At 41.6% G+C, this 19,196-nt stretch carries 17 protein-coding genes and 1 riboswitch; of the genes, 7 read left to right on the plus strand and 10 right to left on the minus strand.

All coding sequences use genetic code 11. The features are described from left to right. Positions 1 to 74 precede the first annotated feature (74 nt). The 3 genes from NST31_RS12060 (at position 75) to NST31_RS12070 (ending at position 1,668) form a co-directional block, all read left to right on the plus strand. Positions 75 to 380 (plus strand): LLM class flavin-dependent oxidoreductase, encoded by a 306-nt coding sequence (locus tag NST31_RS12060; protein WP_339160825.1) that lies wholly within the window; start codon positions 75 to 77, stop codon positions 378 to 380. Next, positions 298 to 762, plus strand: a complete 465-nt coding sequence (locus tag NST31_RS12065; RefSeq protein ID WP_236017011.1) for an LLM class flavin-dependent oxidoreductase — start codon at positions 298 to 300, stop codon at positions 760 to 762. Before NST31_RS12060 ends, NST31_RS12065 begins: the two co-directional genes overlap by 83 nt. Positions 763 to 867: 105 nt before the next feature. After that, positions 868 to 1,668 (plus strand): metal-dependent hydrolase, encoded by an 801-nt coding sequence (locus NST31_RS12070; protein ID WP_339160828.1) that lies wholly within the window; start codon positions 868 to 870, stop codon positions 1,666 to 1,668. 598 nt (positions 1,669 to 2,266) lie between these two features. On the opposite strand, the gene NST31_RS12075 is transcribed toward NST31_RS12070, so the two are convergent. The 5 genes from NST31_RS12075 to NST31_RS12095 form a co-directional block, all read right to left on the minus strand. Continuing rightward, positions 2,267 to 2,692, minus strand: a complete 426-nt coding sequence (locus tag NST31_RS12075) for a hypothetical protein (protein ID WP_339160830.1) — start codon at positions 2,690 to 2,692, stop codon at positions 2,267 to 2,269. A gap of 828 nt (positions 2,693 to 3,520) precedes the next feature. Beyond that, entirely contained in the window at positions 3,521 to 4,213 is a 693-nt protein-coding gene (locus NST31_RS12080) for a Crp/Fnr family transcriptional regulator (protein ID WP_339160832.1), read from the minus strand. A gap of 194 nt (positions 4,214 to 4,407) precedes the next feature. Beyond that, positions 4,408 to 4,977, minus strand: a complete 570-nt coding sequence (locus tag NST31_RS12085; protein WP_339160835.1) for a biotin transporter BioY — start codon at positions 4,975 to 4,977, stop codon at positions 4,408 to 4,410. Between the two features lie 495 nt (positions 4,978 to 5,472). Beyond that, positions 5,473 to 6,402 (minus strand): ABC transporter substrate-binding protein, encoded by a 930-nt coding sequence (locus NST31_RS12090; protein ID WP_339160837.1) that lies wholly within the window; start codon positions 6,400 to 6,402, stop codon positions 5,473 to 5,475. Positions 6,403 to 6,406: 4 nt separating this feature from the next. Next, positions 6,407 to 6,958 (minus strand): hypothetical protein, encoded by a 552-nt coding sequence (locus tag NST31_RS12095; RefSeq protein ID WP_339160840.1) that lies wholly within the window; start codon positions 6,956 to 6,958, stop codon positions 6,407 to 6,409. Between the two features lie 619 nt (positions 6,959 to 7,577). On the opposite strand from NST31_RS12095, the gene NST31_RS12100 reads away from it, so the two are divergent. Then, a complete protein-coding gene (locus tag NST31_RS12100; protein ID WP_339160842.1) occupies positions 7,578 to 8,975 on the plus strand; it encodes a VWA domain-containing protein in 1,398 nt (465 codons plus the stop codon). Between the two features lie 925 nt (positions 8,976 to 9,900). Here the strand turns inward: NST31_RS12100 and NST31_RS12105 are convergent. From NST31_RS12105 to NST31_RS12125, 5 genes are all read right to left on the minus strand, one after another. Continuing rightward, positions 9,901 to 10,806, minus strand: coding sequence for an acetamidase/formamidase family protein (locus NST31_RS12105; protein WP_205179467.1), 906 nt, complete (start codon positions 10,804 to 10,806; stop codon positions 9,901 to 9,903). A 172-nt stretch (positions 10,807 to 10,978) separates the two neighbouring features. Further along, positions 10,979 to 11,818, minus strand: a complete 840-nt coding sequence (locus NST31_RS12110) for a MetQ/NlpA family ABC transporter substrate-binding protein (protein ID WP_205179468.1) — start codon at positions 11,816 to 11,818, stop codon at positions 10,979 to 10,981. A gap of 34 nt (positions 11,819 to 11,852) precedes the next feature. Beyond that, on the minus strand, positions 11,853 to 12,515 hold the full coding sequence (locus NST31_RS12115; protein WP_205179527.1) for a methionine ABC transporter permease: 663 nt from the start codon (positions 12,513 to 12,515) through the stop codon (positions 11,853 to 11,855). After that, positions 12,499 to 13,536, minus strand: a complete 1,038-nt coding sequence (locus NST31_RS12120; protein WP_205179469.1) for a methionine ABC transporter ATP-binding protein — start codon at positions 13,534 to 13,536, stop codon at positions 12,499 to 12,501. The genes NST31_RS12115 and NST31_RS12120 overlap by 17 nt, the downstream gene beginning before the upstream one ends. A gap of 81 nt (positions 13,537 to 13,617) precedes the next feature. After that, on the minus strand, positions 13,618 to 14,463 hold the full coding sequence (locus tag NST31_RS12125) for a MetQ/NlpA family ABC transporter substrate-binding protein (protein ID WP_205179471.1): 846 nt from the start codon (positions 14,461 to 14,463) through the stop codon (positions 13,618 to 13,620). 144 nt (positions 14,464 to 14,607) lie between these two features. Continuing rightward, a riboswitch (SAM riboswitch) is annotated at positions 14,608 to 14,725 on the minus strand. A gap of 1,354 nt (positions 14,726 to 16,079) precedes the next feature. Here NST31_RS12125 and NST31_RS12130 point away from each other — a divergent pair. The 3 genes from NST31_RS12130 to NST31_RS12140 all read left to right on the plus strand — a co-directional run bounded on the left by NST31_RS12130 (position 16,080) and on the right by NST31_RS12140 (position 19,148). Next, on the plus strand, positions 16,080 to 17,042 hold the full coding sequence (locus NST31_RS12130) for a tripartite tricarboxylate transporter substrate binding protein (RefSeq protein ID WP_205179473.1): 963 nt from the start codon (positions 16,080 to 16,082) through the stop codon (positions 17,040 to 17,042). A gap of 143 nt (positions 17,043 to 17,185) precedes the next feature. Further along, the gene (locus NST31_RS12135; protein ID WP_205179475.1) at positions 17,186 to 18,688 is read left to right on the plus strand and encodes a tripartite tricarboxylate transporter permease; all 1,503 of its coding nucleotides are present in this window, start codon (positions 17,186 to 17,188) and stop codon (positions 18,686 to 18,688) included. 1 nt (position 18,689) lies between these two features. Then, positions 18,690 to 19,148 carry a tripartite tricarboxylate transporter TctB family protein gene (locus NST31_RS12140; protein WP_077109459.1) on the plus strand — a complete coding sequence of 153 codons (459 nt, stop codon included), beginning with the start codon at positions 18,690 to 18,692 and terminating at the stop codon, positions 19,146 to 19,148. Positions 19,149 to 19,196: the final 48 nt, after the last annotated feature.

A 19,196-nucleotide genomic window follows, 5' to 3' on the forward strand; every position in this document is an offset into this window, starting at 1 on the left:
GATTGTTACGTTGCCATTTAAAAAAACTGAAAATTATGCACTATTGGATGTTTTAAGCAATGGACGCTTAAATCTTGGATTGGGAAGCGGGTATTTACCCCGGGTTTCATATTGACGAAAAGGATAAAGCCTTTCGATTTAACGACGCGCTGGCGGTACTCGAAAAGGCGTGGACTGGAGAAACATTTTCTCATAGAGGGGAATACTTTCAATTTTTTGATGTGAAATTGGAGATGTTACCGAAGCAAAAAGAAGTTCCTACTTGGATAGGCACTTTAAGTCCAAGGGGAGCGGAATTTGTCGCGAAGATGGGATATAGCATTTATGGGCGTTCCTTATGTGGCGAGCAAGTCTATTTCAGAGTTGAAAGAAATAATTGATCGCTACAAGAACGTGTACCGTGAATCTGGCCATGATGAAAAGAAAATAAACATTCCGCTCGCTGTCCATACATTTGTCGCTGAATCACGGGAGGAAGCGAGAGAAATCGCAAAGAAACATGTAAATCTTTATTTGGATACACGTCAATACGGCAGGAATGCGCAATTTGAAGACCTTGAAGAGCGGGCACAATTGCTGATTGGCTCTCCGGAAGATGTGATTAACCGCTTGAAGAAGTATGAGGATGCTGGCTGTGACCATATTATGATGCTGATGAATTTTGGTGGCTTACCACATGAGCAAGTACTTCGTTCCATGGAATTAGTTGCTGAAAAGGTCATGCCCGCTTTTAAAGTAAAAAAAGAACCAGTTTCCTTGTAAGATTTTTTGAAATGCTGTTCGGTGTTCTTCGGCCAGATGACTGTTTGGCGCTCTCATCCATTAGCCGGTAATACTTATTTTAAAATAAATGAAGGAGGAGTTATCATGAAGGTTTTAAGACTGGGACATGCATGTTATTTGTTGACGAGCAAGGAGGGGAAACGCTATTTAATTGATCCTTTTTTGAGTTTAAACCCGGGATGTCCTGAAGAGTACACAAAGCCGGCATTTTTACGTACGATTGATGCAGTGTTTATTACTCATGGCCACTTTGATCATACCCAGGGCTTAGAAGAGGTGGAAAACGCCAATCCTGATGTTCTAATAGTGGCACAGTACGATTTTGGAATGATCTTGCTGCAAAAGGGCTATTCTAATGTTCATTTATTAAACTATGGAGGTTCTATTTACCTTGATGATGTGAAGGTCACGATGGTACAAGCGATGCATACTTCATCTTATGGTGAAACGGAAGGAACACCGATATATGGGGGCCAGCCTGCCGGGTATATATTCAATTTTCATGGCGACAGGACGCTCTATCATTCAGGAGATACTACAATGATGGCCGATATGAAGATTATTCAAGACTTTTACAAACCGAGCGTGGCCATCCTTTCAGCCTCGGGGCAGTTTGTAATGGGACCTGAAGAGGCGGCATATGTTGTGAAACATCTGCTTGATGTTGAATACGTAATTCCGAACCATCAATTTCCGAACAGCCACACCACACCCAGGCCCGAAGTTTTGGAAGGCATGGTTCAACAATTTCCGGTAATAGAAACGATGATGAATAAAGATGAAAAGCTGCTACATCTGTTGGAGGATGATGATAAAACAGAGGTCATCATCCTTAACTACGGAGAAGAAAAAGAGTTTCCTATTTTGCAGGAGGCCTCTGTATAAAAGTAATATTGGCATGATAATGATTTCTTACACGAGGATTGCGGCGAGGTGAGAAACGAGTAACGTATCATGGTCCGTGCCACCGGAACCGGAGAAAACCACAGAAAAATTCAGTCAACTATTCTTTTTAAGGAGTCACTCTCTGGTTGATCTTGCAGGTTGGGGTGGCGACTTACTTACAGTTACCGGTCAAGCAGCCAATTCTTCGAAACACTCAACAACTTATGATGCAGCAATGGAATTGATTGGCCATAAAGACAAAGTGAAGCATGTTTAGCTCTGATGATTTACTAGCTGATATTGATGCTGTTAATATAGGAAAGATTTTGCTTAGTAGTAATAGACGACTACATGAAGTTGTCAAAGAGTATTATTCTTTTTTGTATCTAACTAGATACTCGTCCTTCTTGACCAATAGATTTTTTGGAGATCTTAAGCTGGTAAAATCTCAAAGTGAATTGTGCATTTGACGTTCCTCCCTATTCACTTAGTGACGGAGAACAAGTAGCTTCAGCATTCAGAGACACCATAAGCAAGAAAATGAACAAACAGTAGGATTTAAAACACCGAGCCTGTTCCATAGTGGCGAAAGGCTCGGTTACTTCTCTTTTTTATATTCAATAAGAACATCTATATATCCTGAAGTGCTTTTCTTCAAGTAAGATACTTTCAAGGTGTTTGGATCAATCCACTCTAATTGATAACTACCCCTATGAAACGGTTGAAATCCACGATAGCCTCTTATGGTCGATAAATGCTCTATGAGAAAGGGATTTTTAGTTATTTGATATAATTCACTGACATATGATTCAATGACAAGAAATTCTTCTTTACCGTCGGGTGAAGTAAAATGAGTGTATTCTAAACGGTCATACGTTATCCAGTGTGAAAATATTTTCATGAATATAATCACAACGCCTATGGTTATAAAAAGTCTTTTAATAACGATATCTTTGATGCTTTGTGATAATACAACCAATCCAGAAATAATTACTAAGATTGTTAGGAATAGGCTTATTTCCATGTGGTTAAATCCGTTTGGTTGAATTCCTAACTGTAAATAAAGGCCCTTGCTTCTAAGAATAATGAGACTAATAGATAGTAGAACACTGCCAATTAAAACAGCTAGTGATAATCTTTTACGAGCTTTGATAAATTTCGCCTCCGATCAAATGATAGAAAGAATGATCAAAATATAAAAGTTCTGTTTAATTTTAGAATAATATATTTTTCTGTTTAATGAGATGAAAAACTAACCCGGTTTCTGCAAAAATGCTTGAAATCCCGTCACAAAAGTATTACATAGCATAAGCGACCTTTGCTTTCCGAGGAAGCTGAAGAGACCTGCTGAAAGCGAAGTATTTTGACGTAGCGATGATAGGGATTTTTTTACACAAATAAACCGAACAATTATAAATGAATTGTTCGGTTTTTGCTATTTCGTATTTGCTTCATAAAGGCTTTTTCCCATGTCCCCCAATGACTGTAGAAGAAATCTTGGAGAAGTGAAAAACGATATCGATTCTGTTGGCGGAACAAATTGCGAAAACCGCCATCGCCATGCAGGGGGCTGATTGGATTGGCGCCCGTATGGGAATGAAAAAAACCAAAAATCGCGAAACGCCTTAGGAACTTAGCTTTTTCTTGTTTTAAGCAAATGTAATCCTAATCCGAATAGGGCAATACCTATAAATGATCCGATGGTAAAAGACAATGAAAAGTATCCGGATATCAGATATATGGTCAACATACTCACTACATAGCCTGCCGCAAAACTATAAAAAAATTTGGGGTGCATTGGGTTGATCCTCACAATCATAGATTACAAGATTATTGTTTACAGAGTACACTCTTAATCTATTCTGCAAATGTCGACAGGGCAGTTTTCGCAATGGATTTCATCTTTTAAGAATTGGAGGTCGTGGATGATGATGTTTCCATCAGCGATAGAAATGACTCCGTCTTTTTTTAAAGCTCCAAGAAGACGGTTGACGACCTCGCGGCTCATGCCGCAAAAGTTGGCAAGCTCTTGGTTTGTCAAAGATAAGTCAATGATTATTCCTTTGTCTGTTTTTATGCCATAGCTGTTTGTCATACGAATGAGTGTTGAATAGAGAGCGCCCTTTTTTCCATGCAATATAAGGTCGCGGAATTTAGAATGGGTTTTTTGATGGTGAATGCCCATCATTTTCATGAATTCGGCGGAAAGTCCGGGATTGATTAACAAATTCTCTTCCAGATCATCTTTATGGATGATGGCGCATTCACAGTCTTCGATTGCTTTGGCATGAACGGTGTATGTTGAAAGTGTGCAAAACAGCCGCACTTCACTAATAAAGTCTTCGGCATTTACAATTCTGAAGGTAATTTCCCGGCCGTCAGGCGTTATTTTTCCGATTCGTACTTTGCCGGATTTAATATAATAAATTTCGTTTGCTTTGTCACCTTCCTGAAAAAGATACGCCCCTTTTTTCCATGCTTTTTCTTTGTGCCGGATTAATAGCAGATCGTGTAGATTAACGGGCTCCCGTTCTGTCAAATTCATGGGTATCCCCACCTGACATGTTATTTTTTCAAGACGTATTCGTCTTTACTCTATAGTATACCACGGCGCGAAGCGGAGTTTCACTTTGATTATGACTTTATTTTATTTTTAGAAAATAGCCGTTGTGCTTCGGGAACTTGTTCGCGGTAGCGCCCAAATAAGGAAGAATTGTGTAAAGCGGCTGGCATCCTCATTTAAGCGGATTTTTCTTTTGGCGCGAACAATATGTTGGCAATTGTTAGTCTTTTACGTACGATAACCCCGATCCAGGAAGCGAGTGCCGCTTTCAAAAGGCCGACCACAATAAACGGTGCAAAAGCACTGGCGAATGCCGCTGGCCAGCTCAAGTTGGCAGCTATTTTGAGCCAAGCAGTTCCAAATAACAGTGTAATAAACATCCCGATTGTATTGGCAATCATTGCTTGGGTAAATTTGAAGGCTGTTTTTTCCAGGTACCAGCCTATGAAAAAGGCTGTCGGAATAAACCCGACGATAAAGCCGCCTGTTGGCCCGACCAGTACGGAAAAGCCGCCCGAAAACTGGCTAAACACAGGGATTCCGACAGCTCCCATTAAAATATAGAGCAAAACTGATAATGTACCATATCTTGCACCAAGAATGGTGGCGGCAAGTCCGATGGCAAGCGTTTGCCCTGTAATAGGCACTAACGGAAGCGGTATGGTAATTTGTGCAAAGATGCCGATTATGGCCGCAAACAGTGACGCAATCATCATTCCTCTTAGCTTTTGCCGTTCCGGTGTCATCCTTTTCCCTCCAATTGTTAACCAGATATAAAAATAAGGTTTCATTTAATTTAATGGTTGGAGAGGGTTTTGTCAATCATTTGTTGAAATAAGCACTGTAACGAAAAACACTCATATCCGATGCCTGAAAACGAGATCAAGAAAGGCCGATGATAAAGGGAAACTTCATTCAGTAGGCGTTTTCTTCCATCTCCTCTGACTAAATGTTAGTTGAACGAACCGGACATTTAGGTGCCGTTTTCTTCCACTTAGACCTTTTGTATCAACTCAGGTCTTGGTCTTACGGCACCTTCACCTTATATGCGGGATACAGTGAAACTTCATTCAGTAGGGCACCTACTGAATGTTAGTTGAACCGATCGGGCATTTAGGTGCCGTTTTCTCACACCTGGACCTTATGTATTCACTCAAGGTCTTGAAGTGGGAGTTTTACGGCACCTTACATGCGGGATAAAAAGTCGCGACACACTGACATTTTACACCAGCTGTTATACATTATTGAAAAAGCTCGGGATAAGCGGTTTTTGCAACCAACTCAACAGCTTCACCGATTCTTGGTCCTGAACTGCCCATTAGGTCATTATCCACTAGATATACTTCGTCGTTTTGAATGGCGTTGATGTTTTCCCAACCTTTGCGCTCTTGGATTTCTGTGACCGGATTTTCATGCAGCCCCGTTGTCACGATTATTTCCGGGTTTTGCTTGGCCACTTCTTCAGCCGTCACATTTATTAAGCCTACTTGGTCGCCAAATGTATTTTTCACACCTGCTTTTTGTAAAATCATATCCTGAAGTGTATTTTTTCCAACTGTATACATTTCGGGAGCGGGAATCATTTCTACATAGACTGTTTTCGGATTTTCAATTGTTTTGACTTTCTTTTCTACCTCCGCTATTTGGGATTGTATATCTTTGATCAATGTTTCTCCTTTTTCTTTCACATTCATTACTTCGGAAATTTGTTCTATATCACCAAATACATCTTCAAAAGAAGAGGCCGATTGGATTACAAAAACGGGAATTTCTGCATCTTCCAGCGTCTTTAACGCACCTTCGTCAGCTGTTGTAGAGGCAAATACAACACCCGGATCTAAGTCAATTATTTTTTCCGTGTTTATATGGACAGAGTCTGAAACACGTTCAATTTCTTTTGCCTCCTCCGGATAATGGTCAAGATCAGTCGCGCCGATGACTTTATCTCCGGAATCGAGCGCGAATAAGATCTCGGTGTTGCTTGGTTCTAAAGAAACAACTGTTTTCGGAGCTTTTTCAAACGTCACTTCTTTTCCTGTATCATCTGTCACGGTGTAGGGTTGGTCGGCTTCCGCTGATTTATTTCCTTTGTTATCGGCATTCTGGCATGCACTCAGAAAAAAAGCGAGAATAATAGCAGATAGCCAGCCAAGTAATTTTGCCTGTTTCATCACATTATTCCTCCGATTTCTTCATCCGTTTTACAGGGTAAGATTTGCTTATAAAAGGAATCTCTTCAACGCCATTTATTTTATTCACATAAACTGCCATTACAAATAAGACATTGGCCAAAAGATGAGTGTAGTCAAAGAGCCGTTTTGGCACTTCTTTTTCCAAACTGACTTTATGTAGGGCACGGACAGATTTCTTCGCTTCACTGCGGCAAACATGAAGCACACAAGCCGCTGTTGTGCCTTGTGGAAGGACAAAACGGTCAATTCGATCTTTTACTTCTGCCACATAAAAGTCGTACATCTTGCTTAGACGGTTTACATCCTCTTCGGTAATGGCCATTTTTCCACGGACAGAACCATTTAAATGGTAAACCATCGGAAGCAAATACATTAAATCTTCGTGAACAACCGGTATCTCTTTTGTAAGCGAAGCCGCTTGTCCAATCCGTGTTGTCAATGAATCTGTTCTGATTTCGAAATCCACGGTGGAAGCAGATTCACGCATATAAGGATAACAAAGATATCGCAAGTCTTTCTTTTCTTTCAAGTTCATTCCCTCCTTTGTTTCTTTTTCAGTGGAAGTGGCCGCCTTCTGACGTCCGGATGGCGGACCAAAAAAAGACGGCCGGGGAAAAGCGGGCAACGCTCAAGGTTCATCAATTACCCCTGTATTCAGAAGGGCAAATAGTATGGGTCAACGAACAGTAGGGCATCATCGGCACTACCAGTTCCAACTGGCCAGATTTCCTATCAAGCTTAAAATAAGTGGCTACACTTCTGCAAGAATTTGACTTATTTAGCCAGTATATCACGTTTCGTATGATGGTTTGACAGGTTTCCGGGTAGAGACAGATTCAATATCATTTTTTGAGCGACTGCTTAAGGGTAATGGCCTGGACGGCGTCAAGGACAAAAACACTTAAGTTTCGCATAACATAGATTATGCGCCAATGACGGGCAAACAAACTTGACGAATAGGTGAGGGAGGTCATGTTGTTTTTAGAAAACGCCATTCTTTTTCTGCCAACACCCGCCCAAATAAAGCTATTTGTGAAAAGAATTTAACCTGGCTTCTAATAGTATTTTAGTGTTAGGCAAAAAGGACGTTTTTAATTTTTTCAAAAAAAACTATACTAAACTTATAGCACTAATATCAAATTAGGAAGTGAAAAATGTTGAAGAAGCCTTGGCTGATTTTGCTACTTGTCTGCGTGGCCTTGCTTGGCTGTCAGCAGGACGAAACAAAAAGTGGCCAACCTAAAGAAAATACTGGTACATCAAAAACACAAAAGACTACAGAAGAAAAAGAAACGTACAGCCTGATTGGAGAAGAAATCGAGAAAGAACCGGCTGGACACTTGTTCGAAAAATATATCGGAAAAAAAGAGTTTGCTGATCAAGAAGAGTATGAAAAAGCAGAAGAAGAAGCTGTAGCTGAATACCTGGAAGAAATAAAAAACAAAGATACGAAGGATTGGGATGCCAAGCAGTGGGCAACATCAATTATTACAAGTCTCCGTACGGATGTCGGAAATGTCATTCAGCCAGTGAGAGATATGGAAGTAAAGTATCACGAACTAAAACTACCCGACGGAAGACTCGTTCAGGATGTCAGTGAAGAAGAATTAAACGAACAGCCGGATGAAGTGAATATAGCTGTTTTGATAGATGCCAGTGGAAGCATGAAGGCGGAAGTTCCAGGTGGTATAAAAATGGCATTGGCAAAGTCAAGCATCGAACAATTTTCAGAAAGCTTGCCGGAGAATGTGAACATCTCCTTATCTGTCTTCGGTCATAAAGGGACAGGATCAGATCAGGATAAAAAGATGTCATGTGAAAGTATCGAAACCGTTTATCCTTTGAAAGCATACGATCAAAAAGCATTCTCCGCTGCGTTAGATCAATTTGATGCGAGCGGTTGGACGCCGCTTGCGTCAGCCATACAGAAAGCGGAAAAGGAGCTCAAAGAAACGAGCGGTGAGCAGGCAAAAACATTTATTTATGTTGTTAGTGATGGTATTGAAACATGTGATGGGGATCCTGTTCAAGCAGCAAAGGCTGCCAAGCATTCACTAACAGACCTGCAAATGAATATTATCGGATTTGATGTGGACGACGAAGCTGATCGCCAGTTGAAAGAGGTGGCCAATGCCGGAGGCGGAAAGTATACATCGGTTAATAACAAACAGGAATTGGATGAAGAGGTTACGAAAAGCTGGAAGGAAAGCATGGGAAAAACAGGGTGGCGATACTGGTTTAGCCAAAATTCCCATAGTACTAACGTTTCGTCTGTCAGAATGGCTAGTGAGCTCAGGGGATTACAGGGAGATTACCTCACTTCACTGAACAGGGAGCATGATCGAATGAAAACAGCTTTAAACGAACTATCGGATGAAGACATAATGGATCTGGATACCAAACTAGCTATTTCAGATGCAATAGATGAACGGACGAAAACCGTTAAGGAATATGCAGACTCCGTCAGACAAGAAAAGCATCGTGAAATTTTTGATACCGCGGACAGCATAAAAGAGAAAATGGATCATGTAACAAAGGACCTTGATCTATAGAAAAAAGTTGAACAGCCTCCAGCTCTCGTTTGGACATCATGAATCGGGGAGAAATAGAAAAAAAGAGGTTTCCCACTGTAGGGTTTTCAACTTTTTCATAATGTCGCATCGTCCAACTTACATGCAAGGAAGTGGATCATGTTTTCGCCATGGCCACTTCCTGTTTGGAAAGAAGTGGTTTGAAAGTGTCTGCCGTGCATTCACTGGGGAAAAAATCCGTTTCTGACTAAATACCCGAACGGCAAGGTCGCCATATGATCATTACAAGCTTTCGGACAGATGTCGGAAATATCATTCAACCAGTGGAAGATGTTGAAGGAAAGTACAACGGGAGACTCGTTCAGATGTACAGGAGTTATAGGAATTCCCATTATTTTCCAATATATTTTCTGAACTCCTCATTGCAAATTCATATTTATGGTTTGTAAACTCGATATTTAACTTTGCTAAATATCAACCACCTTCAAAAAAACCAATTATGGCACGTTCTTTTATTTATCGTTACAGCTATCACATTTGGTTATGCTTTTTTCATCAATGATCCATTCAGCACCAATACTCGCATTCCTTTTTTTGCTTTTCAATTTGCTATTAACAAATTAACCAAAAAACTATGAGGCCTCATCTTTTTCTATACGCTTAACGACGTCCGGATAAAGTCCGGTTAAAACCTTTAACTCTGCCAAAAAAAACAAAACAGGTTACCGATTTTAGCAAAATGTAATGATGAACATCTACTTTGCTTCAGGAACAATCAGTGTCTCGTCTAATTTCTTGGTATGCTGCCACACACATGTCCAATCGCCACTGTTTAAAAAGGATACAGGCGAGGTCCTTCACAACGTTTTTAAATAAAAAAAGAAGCGCCCAATGGCCGAAAAAATCGACTTAATGGACAACTCCTTTGTTTTTCTATACGGGATTTTTAACCAAATATCTTTATGTTATACGTATCTAAAAACCATTGGGGTACAAAGAACCTAGCCGTTAACAAAGGGTCAACAATCTGCGAGATTTGAGTATGTCCAATCGCGCTTAATAGCATCGTCATTTCGCTCAGTTCAAGGTCTGTATGGGGAAGGAGCAGATCGACCATTTCTTCCACGGCCGTTTTGGCGGCTTCGTCCAATGTCTTGGCTGATACTAATTGACTCAGACCATCTGAATTTTTAACCACGGGGTGCTTCAAGCTTTTTCCTTTGAATACTTGTAAGGTTATATCCGCTTTTCCCGGAACTTCGATACCGGATACACCAATTTCTCCGTCTCCCATTGCTGCATGCATATCTCCCAGGCCAAACAAAGCCCCTTCGTGAAAAATAGGGAAATAGATGGTCGCTCCCTCTGCAATGAGAAGTGTATCCAGGTTTCCGCCATGGCTTCCCGGTGTGCCGCAAGGCACGGCATCGTCCTCAGGAGCAACACCTATCACACCAATCATTTTATTAAGCGGGATTTTCACTTTTTCATTAAAAATGGCATAGTTGTCTTCGATTGGAGTGATTTTCACGGTAAATTCATCGATTCGATGGCCCATGACACCCAAATTTGGTCCAGTAGCAAGCACGCCACTTTCCCCAATTTCAATACTGTGAATCGTTACAGCCAATACATCTCCCGGCTTGGCCGATTCTACGTAAATGGGGCCAGTTGCGGGATTAATTCGGTTCCAATCAATACTGTTCATCGTTGTATGATCGGACTGGATTTGATTTTCAAAGCAGTCGTAAGCTTCAACTACCAACCTGGTTCCCGAGTCCACCTTTATAACGGGTTCGTGTTCTTTGCTAAATGAATAAATAGGCTTTCCCGTTGGTACTATTTGCGGCATTCTCTTCCCACCCTTTTATAAAAAGTACATATTAAGCCTATCGTAACATAGAAGTTAGGTAAGTCAATTTTCGTCGTATTTGGTGATCTATTCTCTATCAACATGGCAAAAAGGCGGGGGCAGCCCTATTTGTGCTACATCCGCCTTTCCGGTTAGTTCGGTACCTTCCCAATTACCATCCGGGAATAACGGCACCCTTATATGTTTCATCAATAAATTGTTTGACTTCTTCTGACTGGTATACTTCCAAAAATTGCTTAATCGCAGGGTCATCTTTACTTTCCGCTCTGGCGGCAACAATATTCACCCACGGGGAATCTTTTTCTTCCATAAAGATGGCGTCTTCTGTTGGAACGAGTCCACTTTCAATCGCGTAGTTGGAATTGATGGCCGCCGCATCCAAATCATCCAATTGGTGTGGAATTTGCGCGGCTTCCAATTCTACAAATTCATAATCCTTTTTGTTTTCTTCAATGTCCTTGACGGATGGTGTATCGCCAGCGCCTTTCTTCAGTTTGATCAGTCCGGCTTTTTCAAATAATAGGAGGGAGCGGCCGCCATTGGTCGGGTCGCTGGGCAATCCCAGCTTTGCGCCTTTTTTCAGTTCGCCGAGATCTTTCACTTTATTGGAATATACACCCATCGGGGTCGTAATCGTATTTCCGACGTTGACGATATCGTAGTTGCGATCTTCTTTTTGTTTGTTCATATAAGGTTCATGTTGGAATACGTTCAGATCAAGATCTCCTTGTGCCAGTGCTTCGTTCACAATGAGATAGTCGGAAAAAGTTTTTATATCAATTTCCAGGTCTTTATCTGCGGCCAGTTCTTTTACTTTTTCCATGATTTCCTCATGTTCACCTGCGGTGACACCTACAGTCAGCTTTCCGTCACTGAGCAGGTCTTTCGCTTTTTCGTCTTTATCTCCCGCGTTTTCTTTGTCGCCGCCTCCGCAAGCTGTAAGGGCGGCGATCAGTATGAGGAGTAAACTGGATAAGAGCCACTTTTTCATATTGCCATTCCTCTTTTCTTTTTTTGATGGTTGATTAGTCTTTTTTCAATTTGGCTGCCAAGCGGTTGCCAAGCGACTGTAGCCCTTGCACAAGGATGATGAGCAAGATGACTGTTACATACATCACATCGACTTCGTAACGGAGGTGTCCGTAGCGGTAAGCAAGGTCGCCAAGACCGCCGCCGCCGACAAGTCCCGCCATGGCCGTTGCTCCGATTAAGGAGATGGTGGCAATGGTTAAACCAAGAATGATGGATGAGCGGGACTCCCTTACAAGCACGTGCCATACGATATGCCTTGTTTTCATCCCCATCGCTTCGTATGCTTCAATCACTCCGCGGTCCACCTCTAAGAGGGCGGTTTCCATTAAGCGGGCGATATAGGGCGCTGTATAAATAACGAGCGGCACGATCACCCCTTTTACACCAATCGTTACTCCGACAATGAATTTTGTAAAAGGCAAAATAAAGAACAACAAAATAATAAATGGAACTGAACGGATAATATTAATCAATACGTTTAAAACACCAAAAACAAATTTATTGCCGAGAGCTTTTCCCGGACGGGTCAAAACAAGCATGATTCCCAAAGGCAAGCCAATTAAAATGGATATTCCTAAAGAGATTCCGACCATTTGGAAGGTTTGGATGATGGCTTCCCAAATATCAGCGCCCCAGTTGTCAAGAAACTCGTTTATTTTCGTCACTAATCTTCACACCTTCCACATGAACCTGATCTTGTTCCAAATACCGAATGGCTTTATGAATTTCGGCCGGATCACCTTTCATATGAACGACAAGCTGGCCAAAGGTATCTTCTTTTAAATGTGTAATGCTGCCTGATAGAATGTTTGGATATATATCAAACTTCTTTGTAACAGTGGCCAACGCTGGTTCGCCGCTTGATTCCCCGAAGAAAGAGAGAGTAACGACTTGGCCGCTTTCATTTAATTTTTCCAGCATGTCGTTTGGTATTTTATGTGTAAACAGATTGCTGACAAACCGCTTCGTCGTCGGATGTTGCGGTGAAGTAAAGAGGTCTTTCGTTTTTCCTTCCTCGATTACTTCCCCTTTTTCCATGACGGCCACACGGTCGCAAATTCGTTGGATGACGTTCATTTCATGCGTAATCAACAAAATCGTGATGCCGAGCTCTTTATTGATTTTTAACAGCAATTCCAGAATGGCCTCCGTTGTATCAGGGTCCAATGCGCTTGTCGCTTCGTCACTTAAAAGGACTTCGGGCTCGAAAGCCAACGCACGGGCAATGGCTACCCGTTGTTTTTGCCCGCCGGACAGTTCGGCCGGGTAGGCATGATGCTTTTCGTCGAGTCCAACGATTTTTATATATTTCTTGACCCGCTCTTCCACTTCCTTTTTGCTGAATCCGGCAAGTTTCAGCGGCAGGGCGATATTTTCATAAACAGTAGCCGTCTTTAACAAATTAAAGCCTTGAAAAATCATTCCGATGTTACTGCGGGCTTCGCGAAGTTTTTTGGTAGACAGCTTTGTTAAATCGATCCCTTTTACTTTTACAGAACCCGTATCCGGTTTTTCCAATAAATTGACGCAACGGATGAGCGTGCTTTTTCCTGCGCCGCTGTATCCAATGACACCGTATATTTCACCCTTTTTCACTGAAAGTGACACATTCTTTAATGCGTGAATAGAGCCTTGCTTGCCTTTAAATGTCTTTGAAATTCCCGCCAATTCGATCATGTGTATTTGCTCCTTCATGCTTTATTTTCAAACCCGTAATGGCTGGAAGAATATTCGGGGACGGGTGGCCCCCTTCATTCCTTACCAGGAAGGAATGACAGATCCTTCAAATGTTTCATCAATAAATTGTTTTGTTTCATCAGAGCGGTACACATCCAAAAACTTTTGAATCGCTTCGTCGTCTTTGGACTCGGCTCTTGCCGTAACAATATTTACCCATGGAGAATCTTTCGATTCGATAAAGATAGCATCTTTTCCAGGTTTGAATCCATGTTCGATCGCATAATTGGTATTAATCGCCGCCGCATCCAGTTCTTCCAACTGACGGGGAATTTGGGATGCTTCCAATTCCACAAATTCAAAGTTGTTTTTGTTTTCTTCGATATCTTTGACAGTTGGCGTGTTTCCCGAGCCTTCTTTTAGTGTAATCAATTCGGCTTTTTCGAATAAAACGAGAGCGCGGCCGCCGTTTGTAGGATCGTTAGGCAAACCGAGCTTTGCCCCTTTTTGCAGTTTTTGCACATCTTTTACTTTGGAAGAATAAATACCCATCGGGAACGTTACTGTTTCGCCCACATTTACAAGATCCAGGTTTCTGTCCTTTTTAAATTGATCTAAATAAGGTATCGTCTGAAATACGTTGAGATCAAGCTCTTTTTCGTCCAAAGCGATATTCGGCATGACATAGTCGGTGAAAACTTTTACTTCTATTTCCAAATCTTCTTTTGCTGCAAGCTCTTTTACTTTTTCCACAATTTGCTCGTGCGGTCCGGCCGTTACGCCGACTGTCAATTTGCCGTCGCTGAGAAGACCTTCAGATGTTGATTCTTTATTTACAGTTTCTTTTTCACTGCTTTTTCCTCCACCGCATGCGGCAAGGGTAAGTGCTAGCAACACAACGAAACTAGTTAATAACCATTTGTGCATGTCATTTCCTCTTTTCTTTATATATTTAGTCTGCATTTAAGGCGTATGTTGAAAATCACATACGGGGAGGTTTTTTCTTCAAAATGAAAAATGCCTCCCAAAATGAGAGGCATGGATATACATTGTAAGTAAATCGGTTTACCTCTCTTATCTTTCAAAATACAACAGTATTTTGCAGGATTTAGCACCTGTTCTTGTTTCGTCAAACAAGAATGGTTGCCGGGCTTCACAGGGCCAGTCCCTCCGCCGCTCTTTATAAGAGAATTTCAAATTCAATTGTTACATAGATATTATCCTTAGTTAGAAAAAATGTCAACAAATTTTTCATGGAAACTGAAAATCAAAAAGTAAAACCCAAGCTTTAAAATCAACATTCTTGGGTTTTGAATTATTGGACTCTTTAGTTTTTAAGGAGAAGTTTTTGGAACGCAATGAAAGAGCAAATTTATAAAATTAATTTGTTTGACGATTTTTATTTATCTTTGTCAAAAATTTATATACTCCAATTATTAAGAAATAGATAATAAACACATTTAATAAAAATGCAGAGGGGATAAATTCAGTAGTTGATAAATTCTTAGGAGAAAAAAGGAGGAATGTAGTAGTTAATTTATTAGGTCCATGATGTATTACCCAGTTAAAAGGAAGTCCATACGATTTTCCTTGAGAAGGAGAGATTAAGACTATGCTTATAGAAACGATAAAGCTGAGATATAAAAAACGTCTGTACTTTATCATTATGATCATCTCCTTTTAATAAGATTATACATAATTTTAAACAAAAAACATTTACGGAAATATTTTTAGCTTTTTTAAATATGTACTAGTATCACCGAGCTTTACATCAGGTGTAAAACCTAACGACATTTTTCAAGAGGTTGTTTTTTTTTGAACGTAAAGGACGAGATGTCTAACCACATATGTATATTGTAGGGGCTGGGACATAAGCAAATACGAAATAGCAAAAACCGAACAATTATAAATGAATTGTTCGGTTTATTTGTGTAAAAAATCCCTAACATCGCTACGTCAACATATTTCGCTTTCCGCGGGCACGGCTTCAGCTTCCTCGGAAAGCAAAGATCGCTTTCCTGCGGGATCTTCAGCTCGAGCTATTCCCGCAGGAGTCTACCTATTTTGACTACGCTAAAAGCTTGCGTATTATACCTGGGATAATTTATCCCGCATGTAAGGTGCCGTAAGGCTCCCACTTCAAAATCTTGAGTGAATACAAAAGCCCTAAGTGGGAGAAAACGGCACCTAAATGCCCGATTGGTTCAACTAACATTCAGTAGGAGCCCTACTGAATGAAGTTTCACTTTATTGTTCGTTTTTTCATCAGCTGATTGAGTTGTGTCTCAGACTCTTTGTTTATGGTAATCCAGGGGAATCTATAGAATAAGAAGTTAAGATAACAACATTAAAACAATAATCTTTTTGGGGTTAAACCGAAAAAAACCTTATGGGGTTGTGGGTTGGAAGATAATGGATTGTTCCCGAGGAGCTCATGTATGGCGCTTTGATCTTTTTCATCTCCATAAAGTTCGAATCATCTTCCGTCAATCTGAATATAATCATTAAGAATTTGCCGTATCCGAGCAAGGGAGGTTTACCCCATGAAGAAAAAGTGGGTAACTGCTGTTTCATTTATTTGCGCCGCTTTGTTATTAATGTCTTGTTCTGCAAGTGGCGGAAATGGAAAAGGGCAGTTTCCTGAAAAATCCATTACGTACAGCATCCCGTTTGAACCAGGCGGACAGTCTGATATCGAGGCCCGGCGGCAGCAGTCATTTCTGGAGAAATATTTAAAGCAAAAAATTGTTATTCAATATAAACCTGGCGGTGGTGGTTCTGTAGGCTGGAGTGAGTTGGTGAATCAAAAGGCGGATGGATATTTTCTCGCAGGCATCAACATCCCGCATATCATCCTGCAGCCGCTTGCCAATGAAGATACAGGGTATCAAACAGAGGATATTGTGCCTATAGCCATTTTCCAGACAACGCCAATCGCGTTGACTATCGGTAAAGACAGCGGGATTGACTCGTTGGATGACTTTATTCAAAAAGCAAAGGAAAATCCGGGGTCGATCACGGTCGCGGGATCAGGCAACTATTCCGGCCATCATATCGCCTTTTTACAGCTTCAAGATGTGGCAGGGATTGAGTTGCAATATGTGCCGTTTGACGGGGCGGGCCCATCTATGCAAGCTTTTCTGGGAGGCAATACGGACGCTGTATTGGCGAATTCCAGCGATTTATTAAAATATACCGAAGACATGAAAATTCTTGCCATCGGGTCTGAAGAAACATTCGAACCGATGCCGGAAGTTCCTACATTTATCGAAGAGGGTTACGATATTACCGCCTCGATTGATCGCGGGGTAGGAGCGCCGCCGGATACCGATCTAAAGATCATTCACAAATTGGAAAAGGCTTTCCTGAACATATTGGAGGAGCCGGGGGTGAAAGATCAGATGTATGAGGAAGGCTTTGAGCCAAAAGCAATGGGCCATGAAGAATCAGTCCAATATATTGAACAGAAAACGAAGGAGTTTGCGGATATTTTGGAAAAACAGTAGGGTTACATGCTGCCAATTATTGAAAATGAGGCAATGCGGAACTTTCTATACAGGAATGGAATAATCATATAGGCAAAGGTTGAGTGACCACCGCCCAATTGGTCCTGGAATAAGCCCTGAGATACAGAACGGGAGGCGCAAAGATGATTGATTCGATTCCATCTGTGATGAGCTCATTAACGGACCCTTTCAATATCCTGCTCTTATGCACCGGGGTATTAGTGGGCATGATTGTGGGGGCATTACCCGGGTTAACCGCCACGATGGCTTTGGCACTTCTGTTGCCTTTTACTTTTACGATGCAGCCGGAGATGTCACTGATGACGATGGGCGGCTTATATGTGGGCGGCATTTATGGCGGCTGTATCTCAGCCATATTGATCAATACCCCCGGTACACCGTCCGCAATCGCCACCACCTTTGACGGATTTCCATTGGCGAAAAAAGGGAAAGCCGCCCATGCTCTTATCGCCGCGGCCATGAGTTCGGGAATAGGCGGGATTATCGGTGGTATGGCTCTTTTGTTTTTAACGCCCATATTAGCAAAGTGGGCGCTCAGCTTTGGCCCTTCGGAATATTTTTGGGTGGCGGTACTAGGCTTAACGATGATTGCCACCCTTTCTTCGGGATCTTTGCTAAAGGGATTGATTGGGGGTTGTATCGGGTTGTTGTTGGGAACGGTCGGAATCTCTCCAGTTGGTGGGGAATCCAGATACACGTTCGGCTTTTCCGGCCTGCAATCGGGGTTGGATATGGTTGTCATATTAATCGCGTTCTTTTGTGTCCCGGAAGTAATTTCAATGATTGAAAATAAAATCAAGCCGCAAAAGGCGCTAAAAAAAGAAAAGGGCATTTCTAAGAAAATCTTTTTCTATATCATCAAAAAACCGGTTTTTTTCATTCGTTCGTCGCTTATCGGCATTATTACCGGCATTATTCCCGGAGCCGGCGGCAATGTGGCAGCACTGCTCTCTTATGATGCTGCCATTCGGTTTTCCAAAGACAAAAAATCATTTGGCAAGGGAAATATGGACGGAGTAATGGCGGCTGAAACTTCCAATAACGCAGAGGTCGGAGGATCACTGGTTCCGCTTTTGTCACTCGGCATTCCGGGAGCGCCACCGGCCGCTATCATGCTTGGAGCGCTTATGATGCAAGGAATTACCCCCGGACCAAACCTTATGAACGACCATCCGGGGCTCGTTTATACCTTTTTAATCGCGTTTATTTTGGCAAACGTGATCATGTTGTTCTTTGGTCTAATCGGTTCACAAACGATTGGAAATGTGCTTACGCTGCCTATCTGGTATCTTGCTCCCTCCATTGTCTTTTTGACGGTTGTGGGAACTTATACGATCAGAAACAGTTTGTTGGATGTTGCCATGCTCGTTGGGTTTGGCTTAATAGCTTATGTCTTGAAAAATGCCGGTTTTCATCCAGCCCCGATTGTGCTTGGCCTCATACTGGGGCCGATTGCCGAAAGAGGGTTGATCCAATCGATTTTGCTTGGAAAAGCGTCTGGAAACATCTGGACACTGTTTTTTTCCAGGCCTGTTACGGTTGTTTTAATCATTTTATGTATCATTTCTATAGCAGGTCCAATCGTGTCAAGTATTCTGAAATCAAAAGCGAGAGAAGGTGTTTGAAGTGATCAGGCGAAACATGTCGTATGATCTTGTGTTCTCTCTGGTCCTGGTGTTTTTATCGTTGGCCGCCATATGGAAAACAAAGGGACTAAATGAAATGAGCTACCTTTTTCCGCGCACAGTAAGTATCATTTTGCTGTTTCTTAGTGTGATGTATTTGGCAGTCGTTTTAGTAAGAAAAGAACGCCCAAAGCTGTTCGAACATATTCATAAACGTCAACTGTTTATTATTGGTTTGGGCATGGTCGCATATGTCGTACTCATAGGTTTACTAGGCTTTTTATTGGCCAGCATCATTTATCTTTCGGTATTTACATGGTATTTAATGATGGGAGAGGATAAGCCCGGTAATAGGAGGGTGTTTCATTCAGCTTGGAGCGCAATGGCGGTCAGTGTGTTTTTCTTCGTTTTATTCCGCTATATATTCAATGTTCCTTTGCCTGCCGGTATTTTTGGCTGAAATGAGGACTGGATTTGTTCTATAATAGAATTGGACATTCATAGAAAG

The organism is Siminovitchia sp. FSL W7-1587 (assembly GCF_037963795.1).
GTDB lineage: Bacteria > Bacillota > Bacilli > Bacillales > Bacillaceae_C > Siminovitchia > Siminovitchia thermophila.

Coding starts and splice junctions, on each gene's coding strand:
- NST31_RS12070 (WP_339160828.1), top strand. CDS start 868: ATGAAGGTTTTAAGACTGGGACATGCATGTTATTTGTTGACGAGCAAG.
- NST31_RS12075 (WP_339160830.1), bottom strand. CDS start 2,692: ATGGAAATAAGCCTATTCCTAACAATCTTAGTAATTATTTCTGGATTG.
- NST31_RS12080 (WP_339160832.1), bottom strand. CDS start 4,213: ATGAATTTGACAGAACGGGAGCCCGTTAATCTACACGATCTGCTATTA.
- NST31_RS12085 (WP_339160835.1), bottom strand. CDS start 4,977: ATGACACCGGAACGGCAAAAGCTAAGAGGAATGATGATTGCGTCACTG.
- NST31_RS12090 (WP_339160837.1), bottom strand. CDS start 6,402: ATGAAACAGGCAAAATTACTTGGCTGGCTATCTGCTATTATTCTCGCT.
- NST31_RS12095 (WP_339160840.1), bottom strand. CDS start 6,958: ATGAACTTGAAAGAAAAGAAAGACTTGCGATATCTTTGTTATCCTTAT.
- NST31_RS12100 (WP_339160842.1), top strand. CDS start 7,578: ATGTTGAAGAAGCCTTGGCTGATTTTGCTACTTGTCTGCGTGGCCTTG.
- NST31_RS12105 (WP_205179467.1), bottom strand. CDS start 10,806: ATGCCGCAAATAGTACCAACGGGAAAGCCTATTTATTCATTTAGCAAA.
- NST31_RS12110 (WP_205179468.1), bottom strand. CDS start 11,818: ATGAAAAAGTGGCTCTTATCCAGTTTACTCCTCATACTGATCGCCGCC.
- NST31_RS12120 (WP_205179469.1), bottom strand. CDS start 13,536: ATGATCGAATTGGCGGGAATTTCAAAGACATTTAAAGGCAAGCAAGGC.
- NST31_RS12125 (WP_205179471.1), bottom strand. CDS start 14,463: ATGCACAAATGGTTATTAACTAGTTTCGTTGTGTTGCTAGCACTTACC.
- NST31_RS12130 (WP_205179473.1), top strand. CDS start 16,080: ATGAAGAAAAAGTGGGTAACTGCTGTTTCATTTATTTGCGCCGCTTTG.
- NST31_RS12135 (WP_205179475.1), top strand. CDS start 17,186: ATGATTGATTCGATTCCATCTGTGATGAGCTCATTAACGGACCCTTTC.